Raw genomic sequence first — 14793 nt, forward strand, 5'->3', positions numbered from 1 at the left:
TCCCCGCCATTTTCCCCCATTCACATGAGGATACGATTCCCATGACCGAGACTCGCAAGCCCCGCGTCCTTATTTCGGACAAGATGGACCCCAACGCCGCCCGCATTTTCACCGAAATGGGCTGCGATGTGGACGTCATCACCGGCGAAACCCCCGAACAGCTGATCGCTCGCATCGGCGACTATGATGGTCTGGCCATCCGTTCGTCGACCCGCGTGACCAAGGAAGTGCTCGACGCCGCCACCAATCTGAAGGTGATCGGCCGCGCCGGTATCGGCGTGGATAACGTGGACATCCCCTATGCCAGCGCCAAGGGCGTTGTCGTGATGAACACGCCTTTCGGCAACTCGATCACCACCGCCGAACACGCCATCGCCATGATCTTCGCTCTGGCCCGCCAGATCCCCGAAGCCAACGAGCAGACCCAGAAGGGCCTGTGGCCGAAGAACGGCTTCATGGGCGTTGAAGTCACCGGCAAGACGCTCGGCCTGATCGGCGCGGGCAACATCGGTTCGATCGTTGCTTCGCGCGCGCTGGGTCTGCGCATGAAGGTCGTCGCTTACGATCCGTTCCTGACGCCCGAGCGCGCCGTGGAAATGGGCGTTGAAAAGGCCGACCTCGACACGCTGCTGGCCAAGGCTGACTTCATCACGCTGCACACGCCGCTGACGGCGGAAACCAAGAACATCCTGAGCCGCGAAAATCTGGCCAAGACCAAGAAGGGCGTGCGCATCGTCAACTGTGCCCGTGGCGGCCTGATCGACGAAGCGGCTCTCAAGGATGCTCTGGATTCGGGCCATGTTGCGGGCGCCGCTCTCGACGTGTTCCAGACCGAACCGGCCAAGGAATCGCCGCTGTTCGGCACCAAGAACTTCATCTGCACCCCGCACCTTGGCGCTTCGACCACCGAAGCTCAGGTCAATGTGGCGCTCCAGGTTGCTGAACAGCTTGGCGAATATCTGACCACGGGCGGCGTGACCAACGCGCTCAACGTGCCTTCGCTGTCGGCTGAAGAAGCCCCCAAGCTGCGCCCCTACATGGCTCTCGCTGAAAAGCTGGGCAGCCTCGTGGGCCAGCTCACCCCCTCGGCCGTGGCTCGCATCTCGATCCACACCGAAGGCGCGGCGACCGAACTCAACGCCAAGCCCATCGTGGCGGCCGTTCTCTGCGGCTTCCTGCGCGTGCAGTCGGCCACGGTGAACATGGTCAACGCTCCGTTCCTCGCCAAGGAACGCGGCCTTGAAGTGCGCGAAGTGAAGACTGAAAAGACCGGTGACTACCACACGCTCATCCGCGTCTCGGTCAAGACCGAAGCGGGCGAGCGCTCGGTGGCGGGTACGCTGTTCTCGAACGCCGAACCGCGCCTCGTCGAACTGTTCGGCATCAAGGTTGAAGCCGAACTGACCGGCGACATGATGTATATCGTCAACGAAGACGCCCCCGGCTTCATCGGCCGCATCGGTACGCTCCTTGGCGAAAACGGCATCAACATCGGCACGTTCAACCTCGGTCGCCGCGAAGCCGGCGGCGAGGCGGTCCTGCTGCTCTCGGTCGATAGCCCGGTCGCCGGCGACGTGCTCGAAGCCGCAGGCAAGCTGCCCGGCGTGAAGCGTGCCAAGGCGCTGGCGTTCTGATCTGAACGTTAGGGTTTGAAAAAATTAGGGCGGGGGTCTCGGATGAGGCTTCCGTCCTTTTTCTTTGGGAATTTGCCTCCGGCGGGCAAAGGGCGGGGGCCCTTTGCAATCCCATTATGGGGTTGCGCTAGGGGTTCGGCGGAGGCACCATGGTTTTAAAAGCCTGCGGCGCGGCGAAGTTGCGGAAAAAGCGCCGCAGGCTTTAAAATTCCAACGGAGCGTCTGACACCCATTGGCTGAACCCGACCCGCAACGCAGACAGTAATGGGAGCGCGAGGGACGAGTCCCTCGCATCTATTCTGCCTTCCTAAAACGCCAAACCCCCGCTAAAGCCCGCCCCATGATGGACACCGAAACCCGCGATTTGCTGCCCGAGGGCCTGGAAGACCGACTGCCGCAGGATACGGCGGCCGCGACGCGCATTACGCGCGCGATCATGGATGTGCTGGACAGCCATGGCTATGACCGGGTTCAGCCGCCGGGGGTTGAGTTCGAGCGCTCCTTGGCCAGCCGCATGGCGGGCATCGAGACGCGGCGCATGGTGCGCTTCATTGATCCCTCGTCCCTGCGGATGATGGCGCTGCGCAGCGATATCACGCCGCAGGTGGGTCGTATTGCCGTGACGCGTTTGAAGGATGCCCCGCGCCCGCTGCGTCTGGCCTATGCCGGGCAGGTGACGGCGATCAAGGGTGATGGCCTCGACCCCACGCGTGAGCGTTTGCAGATCGGCGCCGAGCTGATCGGCCATGCGGGCACGGCGGCGGCGGGCGAGGTGGTGGCGGTGGCCATCGAGGCGCTTCAGGCGGCCGGGGCCACCGGAATTTCGGTCGATTTCACGATGCCGGGTCTGGTCGATGCCTTGGCCCTTGGCCCTTGGCCGTTGACGTCTGCGCAACTGGATGCTGTCCGCCGCGAACTGGACGCCAAGGATGCGGGCGCTTTGGTCACCGAGGGCGGGGCGGCATACCTGCCGCTGATCCACGCCACCGGGCCGCTGGACGCCGCGATTGCCCGCCTTGAGGCGCTGGCTCTGGGCGAGGTGCTCGACGAGCGCATCGCCGCGCTGCGCCAGATTGCGGCGCGCCTGCCTGCCGGTGTGCGCATGACGCTGGACCCGACCGAGCGGCATGGGTTTGAATATCAGAGCTGGTTTGGCTTCCAGATCTTTGCCGATGGGGTGCGCGGCGCGGTGGCGCGTGGCGGGTCCTATTCGATTCTGGGCGAACCGGCCGAACCGGCGGTGGGTTTCTCGCTCTATCCCGATCCGTTGATTACGGCGCTGGCCGCGCATGAGGCGCCGCGCGATCTGCTGTTTCTGCCGCTGGGCCATGATACGGGCGCGGCGGCGCGGCTGCGCGCGGTGGGCTGGCGCACGGTGGCGGCGCTGGGCGATGCCTGCGATGCGGCAACCTTGGGCGCCACCCACCGGCTTGAGGGCGGCGAGGTGGTCGCGCTTTAATCTGCGCTGAGGAGGGCGTCGAACCGGCTTCGCGCGCCTTCCACTTCCTCCAGATGGGCTTCGGCCCATTGCCAGACCCCGCAGAACGCGGCGCTCAGGCTATGGCCCAGCGGCGTCAGTTCATAATCGACGCGCGGCGGGATCACGGGATGGATGGTGCGTGTCACCAGCCCGTCGCGCTCCATCGCGCGCAGGGTCTGCGTCAGCATCTTCTGGCTGATCCCCTGCACGGCGCGGCCCACCTGCGTAAAGCGCATCACGCCGCCTTCCTCCAGCACTTCCAGAATCAGCAGCGTCCATTTGTCGGCCACCCGGCCGATCAGATCGTTGACGAGCGCATCGACGCGCGGATCACTTGCGGGATAGTTACTCTCCATAGGGTAAGTATAAATATTTTGGGTGCCTTCTTCAACCGGGAGAGCGAAGGCGTAAATGGAGTGTCGCACCCCAAAAGGAGACATTCCATGCAGACCAGCGGCAACACCATCCTCATCACCGGCGGCACATCGGGCATCGGGCGCGCCTTGGCCGAGCGGTTTCATGCGCAAGGCAATCAGGTCATCATCGCCGGGCGGCGTCAGGCCCTGATCGACGAGATCATCGCGGCCAATCCCGGCATGGCGGGCTTTGCGTTGAACATTGACGATCCGGCCGATATTGCCCGTGCCGCAGGGGAGATTATCGCGGCCTATCCCGCGCTCAACGTGCTTATCAACAATGCGGGCATCATGCGTTTCGAGGATGCGACCGGCGCCCGCGACCTGTCCGATGCGGAGGGGATGATCAACTCCAACCTGCTTGGCCCGATCCGCATGACGGATGCCTTAATCGACCATCTGAAATCGCAGGCCAATCCGGCCATCGTCAATGTGACCTCGGGGCTGGCCTTTGTGCCGCTGCTCTCCACGCCCACCTATAACGCCACCAAGGCCGCGCTTCATTCCTATACGCTGGCCCTGCGCGCGCTGCTGGCCGGGCGGGTCGAGGTGATCGAACTGGCCCCGCCCGCCGTGCAGACCGACCTGACACCGGGGCAGGCGACCCGCGAGGGCTATCTGCCGCTGGTCGACTTCATCGACGAGGTGATGGGCCTCTTCGCGCAAACCCCCACCCCGGCCGAGATCAATGTCGAGCGCGTGCAATTCCTGCGCCGCGCCGAGATCGAGGGGCGGCTGGATCAGACCATCGTCATGATCAACGCGCATTGATGCGTTTTGCATTCAGGCTGACGCGAATGCAAAGCAACGCTCAGGCGCCGCGCGGGCTTGGCTAACCGCCAAACACCCCCTTCAACCAGCGGTCCACCACCGGGGTGGCGGCATAGTCGGGATCGCCCAGACGGCGGTTGATCTCGACATGCCCCTGCAATCCGCGCCCGTCAAAGCTCTGGGTCTCGACCTGCGCGCCCGCATGGCGCAGCGCTTCGGCCAGAGCTTTGGCCTGCGCCAGCCCATCCTCGCGCCGAACGTTGATAAACAGGAAGCGCGAGGCATTGGGCGCGGCGGCGTAGGTCAAAGGCGAAAGCGCACGCTGGCGGGCGGGATCATCGCCAAAGGCCTGCTTATACCGGCCCTGCATATAGGACCCCGCCGCTGTCATCTGCGAGGGGACATCATAGGCCGCCCCGTCAATCGGCAGGACCCCGGCCAGATCTCCCTGCGAGAGGCCGACCCGCGCCAGATAGCGTTCATCCGTGCCCAGCAGCGCCACCAGATGCGCGCCCGCCGAATGGCCCATCAGCACGATGCGATGCCGGTCGATCCCCAGCCGATCCGCATCCGCGATCAGGCGGGCCAGCGCGGCGGCCACATCGCCCGCCTCATCCTCGACGCCGACCTGCGGAACAAGGCGATAGTTGATGGATGCAAAGGCATAGCCCAGTGATGTGTAATGCGGGGCCTTCCAACTGCCGGTGGCATTGTCCTTGTTGCCCTGGGTCCATGCGCCGCCATGGACAAAGACCACCAGCGGCACCGGACCTTTCGCGCCGGGGGGCGGTGTAAAGTCCAGATTCTGCATCGGATCGGCACCATAGGCGATGGTCTGATGCGCAGGCGCGGCGGGGGCGGGCGTGCCTTTGTGTGCGGCCCGTGCCATGCGGCGCATCATCATCGCACCCATCAGCAATTGCGATTGCGCCGGAAACGATACGGCCATCATGGCCGCCATGCTGAGCCCGCCGATCACGCGGCGAAGAGGGAATGCCATCAGGCAAGATCCTTTTCTGTCATACACTTTGCCAAGCATAACCCATCGCGCGCGGTTAGGCCATTGACGCCGCGCATCAGTCTGGCTAACGGCGCGGTCGAAATCGGGGCTTTCCTTTGGGAATCGCGCCCCACCGTCCCATCCGCTGCGCCGAGTCCTGTCGAAGGGCGCTTCCGGATTTACTTGGCAGGGTGAGGGATTCTATCCATGGCAAATGTGACCGTTGTCGGCGCCCAGTGGGGCGACGAGGGCAAAGGCAAGATCGTCGACTGGCTGGCCAGCCGTGCCGATGTGGTGGTGCGCTTTCAGGGCGGCCATAATGCGGGCCATACTCTGGTCGTGGGCGAAAAGGTGTACAAGCTCTCGCTGCTGCCCAGCGGCATTGTGACCGGTACGCTCTCGATCATCGGCAATGGCGTGGTGCTCGATCCCTGGGCGCTCAAGGCCGAGATCGAGAAGCTGGAATCGCAGGGCGTGGTGATCAACCGCGAGAATTTCGCGATTGCCGAAAACTGCCCGCTGATCCTGCCGATGCACCGCGATCTCGACGGTCTGCGCGAAACGGCGGCGGGCGCGGGCAAGATCGGCACCACCGGTCGCGGCATTGGCCCGGCCTATGAAGACAAGGTTGGCCGCCGCGCGATCCGTGTGTGCGATCTGGCGCATCTCGATTCGCTCGATGCCCAGCTTGACCGCCTCTGCGCCCACCACGACGCGCTGCGCGCCGGTTTCGGCCAGCCTGCGGTGGACCGCGAGGCGCTGATCGCCGAGCTGAAGGAAATCGCGCCCTTCGTGCTGCAATTTGCCGAGCCGGTGTGGAAGCGGCTGAACACGGTGAAGAAGGCCGGTGCGCGCGTGCTGTTCGAAGGCGCGCAGGGCGTGCTGCTCGACGTCGATCATGGCACCTATCCGTTTGTGACCAGCTCGAACACGGTGTCGGGCACGGCGGCCAGCGGCTCGGGCATGGGTCCGTCCTCGGCCGGTTTCGTGCTGGGCATTGTGAAGGCCTATACGACTCGCGTCGGCTCGGGTCCGTTCCCGACCGAACTGGAGGACGAAGTGGGCCAGCGTCTGGGCGAGCGCGGCCATGAATTCGGCACCGTCACGGGCCGCAAGCGCCGCTGCGGCTGGTTTGACGCGGTGCTGGTGCGCCAATCCTGCGCCATTTCGGGCGTAACCGGCATTGCGCTGACCAAGCTCGACGTTCTCGACGGGTTTGACAAGGTGCGGATCTGCACCGGCTATCGTCTGCGGGGCAAGGTTTTGGATTACTATCCTTCGCACGCCGCCGATCAGGCCGCTGTTGAGCCGATCTACGAGGAAATGGATGGCTGGCAGGGCACGACTGCGGGCGCGCGTTCGTGGGCCGATCTGCCCGCGCAGGCAATCAAGTACATCCAGCGCGTGCAGGAATTGATCGAAACGCCGGTGGCTCTGGTTTCGACCAGCCCCGAGCGTGAGGACACGATTCTGGTGCGCGATCCCTTTATCGATTGATAATGATTCCAAGGGTTTGATTGGGCCGCCCGGTTGCGTTTAGGGAGCGACCGGGCGGCCTTTTCGTTTGCGGCGGGCGCGGGAATTGCCTCCAAAACGGATGATCTGTTCTTGGATGTTTTCTAAATGTTCCATTTTTGATCTTGACGGTGTTCCGCTTTGTTCTAGGTTCTAAGTATTCCTACTGGGAACTTGAAAGACGGAGTCGGATATCATGCTCAATGCGCCCTATGCCGGTTTTTTGGATGCTGCCGATGATTTCTCCTATGGCTCGGGCCATGATGTCTCGGGCCTGCGTCTTAAGGTTTCGATCTTTGCCGACCGCCCCTATCTGCGCGATCAGATGCGCGAGGATGCCGAGGGCGCCGGTTTCCGCCTGGCCGAGGCCAGCCCGATTGCCCGCCTGCTCTCGGGCGAGGCGATGCCGCTGGGCGATGTCGTGCTGCTCGATTGCCCGGTGGTCGATTGCGAGGTGATGGCGGCGCTTTCGCGGCTGGATCTGCGCGCGGGCCAGACGGGCGCGGCGCTGGTGGTGTCGACCAGCGTGAATGCGCTTGACGATGTGTTCGGTTGCCTTGATCAGTCCGGGCCGCAGATTCTGGTTGATCCCAGCCGGGCCGAACGCCTGATCGCGCTGGGTCAGGTGATGGCGCGGATGCCGACGAAGCGCGTGCGCGAATTGTCGGACGAGGATCGCATGGTGCTGCTGCGCCTGACCGAGCAGGTCACGCAGATCGGCGAGCGGCTGAACACGCTGACCCCCGGCATCGGCGCGGCGGCCCAGACCGTCCCGGCCCAGGCCGCCTCGGCCTTCCGCTTTGACCCTGCGCGCAAGGATGCCCCGGGCGACCGGCAGGTGGCCCAGCAGCGCCCGGAAATGCCCGATCCGCGCATGGTCCGCCGCGTGATCCGCCAGCGCCAGATGCGCGCGCGTTTCTTTGACGGCGATCTGTTTGCCGATCCGGCATGGGATATGCTGCTCGACCTGACCGCCGCTCATGTGGAAAAGACCAAAGTGTCGGTCACGAGCCTGTGCATCGCTTCCAGCGTGCCGCCCACCACTGCGCTGCGCTGGATCGGCCAGATGACCGAGGCGGGGCTGCTCAAGCGGATCGAGGATGAATCGGATCGCCGCCGCGCCTTCATCACCCTGACCGACAAGGCCGCCGATGCGATGGCGGGCTATTTTGCCGATCTTGGCAATTCGGCGGGCCGGGTGGGCATGGTGTAAGGGGGCTATCCGCTCCCTGCCTCAAGGCTGCGCGCCGGCCGCCGGCTTGGGTTGAAAGCTCAGGCGCAGCGGGATGATCTCCCCGTTGGGCTTCAGGCGAAAGCGCAGAATGGCCTGCTGCGCCGGATCGGTCAGCGCGCGTTCCATCCCGGCCGCTTCGCTTTGCGGCACGAACAGGCGGCCTTCGCGCGGAACGCTCGAGATTTGGCCTGGCGCCATCGGGCCGGGATGGGCGCCTTGTCCCGCTGCCCGCGCGATGCCCTGACAATCCCCGGCCTGATCCTCATCGGTCATCCTGATCGTGCGGCGGATGGCCGGGGCTTCGCCCTCGATACAGAGGCGGGTGGCCGAGGAGGCTTCATCGGTGACGGTGCCCGGTGTCGGTGTTGTCAGGCTGTCATCAGGCCAGACATAGGTGAAGCGAATATAATGCCCGCGTAGCAGGTCGCGCGGATCATAGCCGGTGACGGCCACATCCCATTCGACGCCCTGCGCCGCCGATTGCCGCGTGGCGTGCCAAGTGTAGGCAAGGCCCGCCAGCGGCAGCATGATGGCCAATGTCCGCAACAGGCCACGCATCAGGCGATCCCCCGCGCCGGGGCAAACCGGCGCGAGATCCGCAGCGCGCCCCAGGCCACGCCCAGCACCAGCATCCCGCCAAGGATCAGCCCGACGCCGCTGGCCAACAATCCGCCCGCCTCTTCAAACGCCAGAATGATCAGCCGCAGCGCAACCACCGCGACCGCCATCTGAAAGGCCCAGCGCGCCCGCGCGTGGAGCGCCGCCCCCGCCAGCCCGGCCCACAGCACCATGAACAACAGGCCCATCGCCAAACCATGACCGCTCAGCCGATCCGCCGCCAGCATGGCCAGTGCCAGCATGGCAAAAACCGCTGCGCCTGCCGCGCCCTGCACCGTGCGGTCCGATTGCCAAAGCGCGAGCCCTGCCAGCCCCAGCACCCCGGCGACGGCCACCAGCGCCGTATCCACATTGCCCTGCGGATCGCCCGCCCAATGGCCATGACCCCAATCGCCAAAGCCCGAGGCGATCACGAACAGGCTGACAGCGATAATGGCATAGGCAAAGCCGATCTCGCCCAACCGCAACCAGAAGCCGCCGCGCGCCGAACCGCCCAGCATCAAGGCCGATAGCGGCGTCAGCGCCACCGGAAGCGCGCATTCAATCGCGCCCCGGATCACGCCCGGCCCGGCCTGACCGCCGGAAAAGCCCAGCGCCGGATCGCCAAACCGCATCCAAGGCAGCGCAATGCATCCCCCCGCCAGCAGCGCGGCCGATAGCCAGCCCTGACCCCCGCCCAGCAGCAGCGGGGCAAACAGCGCCAGCCACAGGCCGATGGCCACCCATGTCGGCGAACTGGTCTGATAGACTTGCCCAAGATGGCCGATGAAGCCCAGCCCCAGCGCGGCAAAGACGAAAATCCCCACCTCGGCCCAGCGCCGCGCCGTATCGCCCCCCTGCGCCAGGAGCGCCCAGAGCGCCGCCGCCAACCCGACCATCAGCGCGGCATGGAGCGCAAGGCGCGTCTCGCCCGGGATCGCGGCCCAATTGGCCGCCACCAAAGAGATGATCCCAAGCCCTATCGACAGCGCGGCCAGCCCCACCACCGCCCAGAGCGCGACCGGGCGACTGTGTTGCGCCTCCCATGCGCGGATGCGGTCGGCGGCGGCCGCGTCGATCAATCCCGCCGCCACCCATGCCTTCAGTTTGCGTTCAGCCATAAAATCATCATGCTATGGCATCAGTAAAGGTCAAGCTAACTTGGCACACAGGTTTATGGCGAGAAGGGGCATTGCGATGATGAAGCGGCGGGCGGCAAATTGGGCGCCTTTGTTGTTGGGCGCGATGACTTATGCGTCGGGCGCCTATGCAGCCCCGGTCAATGCGCAGGGTCAGGTGGCGATCACGATTTATAACAATGATCTGGCGCTGGTTCAGGATGTGCGGCAACTGGATTTGCCCAAGGGGCGGGCTTTGACCGATTTTGCCGATGTTTCGGCCCAGATCCGGCCCGAGACGGTGACGATTGCCGCGCCCGGCGCGGCCGTGGTCGAACAAAATTTCGATTATGACCTGCTCAGCCCCGAAAGGCTGGTGGACAAGGGCGTGGGGCAACCGGTGACGATCATCCGCACCAACCGCGCCACGGGCGTGGAAACCACCGAGCGCGGCACGATCCTGGCCAATAATAACGGTACGCTGGTCCAGATCGGCAACCGGATCGAGGTGCTGGGCGATATGGATGCGCGGCTGGTGTTCGACCAGTTGCCCGAGGGGCTGAAGGCGCGGCCTACGCTTTCGGTCACGCTGGATGCGGCGCAGGGGGGCAGGAGGCCGGTGACGCTGTCCTATCTCTCGCGCGGGTTCAGTTGGAAGGCCGACTATGTCGCCATGTTCGATGAAAAGGCGGGCAAGCTGGATGTGCAGGGCTGGGTCACGCTGAACAACACCAGCGGCACGACCTATCCGGCGGCCAAATTGCTGCTGGTGGCGGGCGCAGTTGGCGATGGTGGGGGGGGCGATGGCGCGGAGCAGCCCCGTTTCCGCCCGACCCGGCCCGCGGGCATCGTCGGCACGCAGGCCGCAGCGCGCGAACAGGTGGGCGATTTCTACCTCTACCCCATCGCCAATCCCACCACGCTGGCGCAGGCGCAGCAAAAGCAGGTCAGCTTTCTGGATGTGAAGGGGGCGAGCGCGACCAAGTCCTATTGGTATCGCAACGCTTGGGCAGCCACCAGTGACGAGGCGCAGAGCTTTGCCAGCGTCATCAATTTTTCCAATGCGCGCGAGGGCGGCCTTGGCGATGCGCTGCCTGCGGGCACGGTGCGCGTTTATACGCGCGATGCGTCCGGCGCGCCGCAATTCGTGGGCGAGGACAATATCGGCCACACGCCGATGGGATCGACCCTCGCGCTCAAAACCGGCGAGGCGTTTGATGTGAAGATCCAGCCCACAGTGGAAAAGCGCGAGAAGATCGACGGCGCCGAATGGGAACGCGTGGCCCAATATCGCATCACCCGCGACGGCAAGGCCGAGACCGTTTCGGTCGACGCGCCCAAGGCCTATTGGCGCACCCATATGGCCTACCGCCTGACCAATGCGCGCGCGGTGCCGGTGACGGTCGAGGTGGTGCAGGCGGGGCTGGATCGCGGATGGCATGACACGCGCGTTTCGGCCGAAAGCGCCAAGGGCGAGATGCGCAATGCCGACGAGCGGGTCTGGAAGATCACCATCCCTGCGCAAGGCTCGGTCAATCTGACCGCCCAGATCGACGCGCGGTATTGATCGTGCGGCCGATTGTGCTGGGCGCGGCCCTGATGGCCGCCGCGCCCCTTGCGGCGCAGCAGGTGGTGACATCATCCGGCCCGGCCCGTGTGGCCGTGACCATCTATCGCGCGCCCGATCGCGGCGCGGCCGATGCGATCAATCCGGCATGGCTGGGCGGTTATGCGCTGATTTCCGAGGAGCGCGAGGTGGCGATCCCGGCGGGCGATGCCACGATCCGCTTCGAGGGCGTGGCGGCGGGTATGCTGGCCGAAACCGCGCTGGTCGAGGGGCTGGGCGCGGGGGTTTCGGAAAAGAACCTCGATGCCGAGCTGCTCTCGCCGCGCAATCTCTATGCCCGCGCCTTTGGCCGCCCGGTCACGCTGCGCCGCACGGACGCGAAGGGACACACCCGCGAAGAACCCGCTATCATCCGATCGGCCCCCGATGGCGCGGCGATTGTCCAGACCAAGGCGGGTTTCGAGATCGCCAATTGCGGCGGGCTGAAAGACGCCATCGCCTATGAAGGTTTGCCGGAAGGGCTGAACGCGCGGCCCACGCTGTCCATCGCCACCCATGCGGCCTCGGCGCAAAAGGCGCGGGTGCGGCTGACCTATCTGGCCTGGGGCTTTGATTGGCAGGCGCATTATGTCGTCAAACTGGCCCCCGGCGCGCAGGCCGCAGAAATGACGGCTTGGGTCACGCTGGCCAATGGCGACACGACCGGATTTGCCCAGGCGCAGGCCGCCGTGGTGGGCGGCAAGCCGAAGTTTGAGGAGAGCCGCGAGGAACCGGAGGAGGCGCAGGATCTGGTGCTGCATTGCCGCCTTTCGCCGGTGCCGCCCCCCTTGAATGAGGCCGCGCCGGTCTTTGCACCGCCTGCTCCGGTGGCGATGATGGCCGACATCATGGTCACGGGCAGCAAGCGCATGATGGCCCCTCCTGTGGTGGTGAAAGAGGAAGTGCTGGGTGATCTGCGGCTCTATCGCGTGCCGATGCCCACCAATGTGACCGCTCATTCGCAAAAGCAGGTGGCGCTGATGGCGGCGCGGCGGGTGAAATTGGGCCTGATCCACCGCGCCGATGTCGATGTGGGCGCCGAAGACGGCGAGAGCCAGCAGGCGCGCATCCGCCTGCGCATGGCCAACCGCAAGGCTGATGGGCTGGGCCTTGCGCTGCCCGCTGGCGGGGTGGCGGTGGTGCAGCAGGTGGGCGCGGCGGCGCTGCCCGTGGGCGAGGGCGCGATGGAGGACAAGGCGGTGGGCGAGACGGCCAATGTCGAGATCGGCACCTCGCCGCAGGTGCGGCTGGAAAGCCGGACGCGGCGGATCAATGATCGGGTGGAAATGATCACCGCCACGGCGCGCAATGCCAACCGCTGGCCGGTGCATTTCGAATCGCAGCAATTGCTGCCCGATGGCGCACGGGTGATTTCGGCCTCGGCAAAGCTGGGGCGGCAGGACGGGCATCCGCTTTGGGCGGTGACGATCCCGGCGGGGGGCAAGGTCAGCCTAAGCTATCGATTGCAGTTGCCGCGCTGAAGGACGCTTTGAAAAGCATCGGCTTTTTGGCCTGACCGGACCAATTGGGTGAAAACTCCGCGCAAACCGCAAGGCTTTGTGCGTCTTTTGCATCTGCAAAATAGGCGCAAAACCGGCCCAAAGCCTTGCGTGCACCTGCACAAATTGGCATTGGCGTGCAATCTGTATATATTCCATACAGTCATTGGCACTACCACCCAGAAAGGTTCCCCCGCCGTGCTCGACACTCGCGCTCCTCGCCGCCGGCTGAACGATATTGACGTTGCCGAAACCGACGCGCCCGAGACCGACGGGCTGGCGGGCGCCATCAATACGGCCGGGCTGGAAAGCCTGCTGGGCTTCAATCTGGGCATTGCCTATGCGGCGCTCTCGTTCGACCTTGATCCGGCGCTGCGGCTGATGGACCTGACGCCCAAGCAGACCTCGATCCTCTGGCTGGTTCAGGCCAATCCGGGCGTTACGCAATCCCAGCTTGCCCGCCTGTTCCGCATGCGCCGCGCCACCATCCACCAGATGATTGCCAGCCTGACGCGCAAGAACCTGCTGGTGCTGGAAAGCATCGAGAGCGACCGGCGCGCGCAGGGCCTGTTCATCACCGAAGCGGGCAAGACCGCGCTGGTCGAGGCGCAAAAGGTGGTGGTGCCTATCGAGAACGCCTTTGCCGGGGTGCTGACCGAGGCGGAAATGGGCATGGCGCTGGAATTGCTGCAAAAGATTCAGGCCGGGCGCAAGCTGGGCTGATCGGCGTAATACGCGGCCCTGATAAGGTAATACGCCATTTGCGCGATTGCCGCTTCGGCGGCGGCGCGCTCATCTCTGCATTATAAAAAGCAGGGGTGAACAATGATGCCGCTCGATCTGGATGAATTGCGCCGATTATACGCGGGGGCCGGGGGCGCCGATATGCATGACCCCCATTTCCGCGAAGTGGCCGGGCTGAATTTCAAGGATGGTGACAAGCGCCATTGGCCCTTTGCCAATCCTTCGACGCTGTTGGGCGCGCCCTATATGGCGGGCGGGCTGAATTACGAATTGCTGCGCGGGCTGGATGTGGCGCTGATCGGGGTGCCGATGGATCTGGGCGTGACCAACCGGCCCGGCGCGCGCTATGGCCCGCGCGCCTTGCGGGCGGTGGACCGGATCGGGCCCTATGAACATGCCTTGCGCATCGCGCCGATGAACATGCTGCGCGTGGCCGATCTGGGCGATGTGCCGATGAACAGCCGCTATGATCTGGCCGCTTGCCATGCCGATATCGAGGCGGCCTATCGCATGATCGCACGCACGCGGGCGGTGCCGCTGTCGGTGGGGGGCGATCATTCGATCACGGGCTCGATCATGAAGGGGCTGGCCGAGCGCAGCGGACCGATGGGCATGGTCCAGATCGACGCCCATTGCGACACCGGCGGCATTTACGAAGGCACCCGCTTTCACCATAGCGCACCCTTTCGCGAGGCGGTGCTGGCGGGCGTGCTGGATCCGCGCCGCTGCGTCCAGATCGGCATTCGCGGCGGGGCGACCTATCTCTGGGAATTTTCGCATGCCAGCGGGATGACCGTGATCCATGCCGAGGAGGTGCAGCAACGCGGCATCGACTGGGTCATCGCCAAGGCGCGCGAGGTGGTGGGCGACGGGCCGACCTATGTCAGCTTTGACGTGGACGCGCTGGACCCCGCCTTCGCGCCGGGCACCGGCACGCCCGAGGTGGGCGGCCTTTCCACGCGTGAGGCAATTGCGATCCTGCGCGGGCTGGCGGGCATCGACATCATCGGCGGCGATGTGGTCGAGGTCGCGCCCGAATATGACCCCGGCACGATCACTGCGCAGGCCGGGGCGCAGATGCTGTTTCAACTGCTTTGTCTGGTTGCGCTGCGCACCTAGGCGATGGGCCGCGCAACCATGGCATGAACTTGCCGGAGGGACGTTGCGATCGCCGCCTAA

The 14793-nt window shown here is 65.1% G+C and carries 13 protein-coding genes; 9 read left to right on the forward strand and 4 right to left on the reverse strand.

Annotation, left to right across the window (positions count from 1 at the left end):
- Positions 1-41 precede the first annotated feature (41 nt).
- Positions 42-1634, forward strand: coding sequence for a phosphoglycerate dehydrogenase (serA, locus tag BGP00_RS22035; RefSeq protein ID WP_168604342.1), 1593 nt, complete (start codon positions 42-44; stop codon positions 1632-1634).
- A gap of 340 nt (positions 1635-1974) precedes the next feature.
- The gene (locus tag BGP00_RS22040; RefSeq protein WP_292689054.1) at positions 1975-3093 is read left to right on the forward strand and encodes an ATP phosphoribosyltransferase regulatory subunit; all 1119 of its coding nucleotides are present in this window, start codon (positions 1975-1977) and stop codon (positions 3091-3093) included.
- Here BGP00_RS22040 and BGP00_RS22045 read toward each other — a convergent pair.
- Entirely contained in the window at positions 3090-3470 is a 381-nt protein-coding gene (locus BGP00_RS22045) for a helix-turn-helix domain-containing protein (RefSeq protein WP_292689056.1), read from the reverse strand. The genes BGP00_RS22040 and BGP00_RS22045 overlap by 4 nt on opposite strands.
- A gap of 87 nt (positions 3471-3557) precedes the next feature.
- Between BGP00_RS22045 and BGP00_RS22050 the strand changes: the two genes are divergently transcribed.
- Positions 3558-4301, forward strand: coding sequence for an SDR family oxidoreductase (locus tag BGP00_RS22050; RefSeq protein WP_292689058.1), 744 nt, complete (start codon positions 3558-3560; stop codon positions 4299-4301).
- Positions 4302-4362: 61 nt separating this feature from the next.
- On the opposite strand, the gene BGP00_RS22055 is transcribed toward BGP00_RS22050, so the two are convergent.
- A complete protein-coding gene (locus tag BGP00_RS22055) occupies positions 4363-5199 on the reverse strand; it encodes an alpha/beta hydrolase (RefSeq protein ID WP_292689229.1) in 837 nt (278 codons plus the stop codon).
- A gap of 309 nt (positions 5200-5508) precedes the next feature.
- Here BGP00_RS22055 and BGP00_RS22060 point away from each other — a divergent pair, with 309 nt between their 5' ends.
- Positions 5509-6798, forward strand: a complete 1290-nt coding sequence (locus BGP00_RS22060; RefSeq protein WP_168604346.1) for an adenylosuccinate synthase — start codon at positions 5509-5511, stop codon at positions 6796-6798.
- Positions 6799-7012: 214 nt separating this feature from the next.
- Positions 7013-8029 carry a winged helix DNA-binding protein gene (locus tag BGP00_RS22065; RefSeq protein WP_292689060.1) on the forward strand — a complete coding sequence of 339 codons (1017 nt, stop codon included), beginning with the start codon at positions 7013-7015 and terminating at the stop codon, positions 8027-8029.
- Positions 8030-8050: 21 nt separating this feature from the next.
- Here BGP00_RS22065 and BGP00_RS22070 read toward each other — a convergent pair whose 3' ends face one another.
- Together BGP00_RS22070 and BGP00_RS22075 are read right to left on the reverse strand one after the other, a co-directional pair.
- Positions 8051-8608: a GDYXXLXY domain-containing protein gene (locus tag BGP00_RS22070; RefSeq protein WP_292689062.1), complete on the reverse strand. Its 558-nt coding sequence runs from the start codon at positions 8606-8608 to the stop codon at positions 8051-8053.
- Positions 8608-9768, reverse strand: coding sequence for a DUF2157 domain-containing protein (locus tag BGP00_RS22075; protein ID WP_292689064.1), 1161 nt, complete (start codon positions 9766-9768; stop codon positions 8608-8610). Before BGP00_RS22075 ends, BGP00_RS22070 begins: the two co-directional genes overlap by 1 nt.
- A gap of 76 nt (positions 9769-9844) precedes the next feature.
- On the opposite strand from BGP00_RS22075, the gene BGP00_RS22080 reads away from it, so the two are divergent.
- From BGP00_RS22080 to speB, 4 genes are all read left to right on the forward strand, one after another.
- Positions 9845-11332, forward strand: a complete 1488-nt coding sequence (locus BGP00_RS22080; RefSeq protein ID WP_310013037.1) for a DUF4139 domain-containing protein — start codon at positions 9845-9847, stop codon at positions 11330-11332.
- 2 nt (positions 11333-11334) lie between these two features.
- Positions 11335-12852, forward strand: a complete 1518-nt coding sequence (locus BGP00_RS22085; RefSeq protein ID WP_292922001.1) for a hypothetical protein — start codon at positions 11335-11337, stop codon at positions 12850-12852.
- A 216-nt stretch (positions 12853-13068) separates the two neighbouring features.
- The gene (locus tag BGP00_RS22090; protein ID WP_168604350.1) at positions 13069-13593 is read left to right on the forward strand and encodes a helix-turn-helix domain-containing protein; all 525 of its coding nucleotides are present in this window, start codon (positions 13069-13071) and stop codon (positions 13591-13593) included.
- Between the two features lie 102 nt (positions 13594-13695).
- Positions 13696-14733 (forward strand): agmatinase, encoded by a 1038-nt coding sequence (gene speB, locus BGP00_RS22095; RefSeq protein WP_292689069.1) that lies wholly within the window; start codon positions 13696-13698, stop codon positions 14731-14733.
- Positions 14734-14793: the final 60 nt, after the last annotated feature.

The organism is Novosphingobium sp. 63-713 (assembly GCF_001898925.1).
Lineage (GTDB): Bacteria > Pseudomonadota > Alphaproteobacteria > Sphingomonadales > Sphingomonadaceae > Novosphingobium.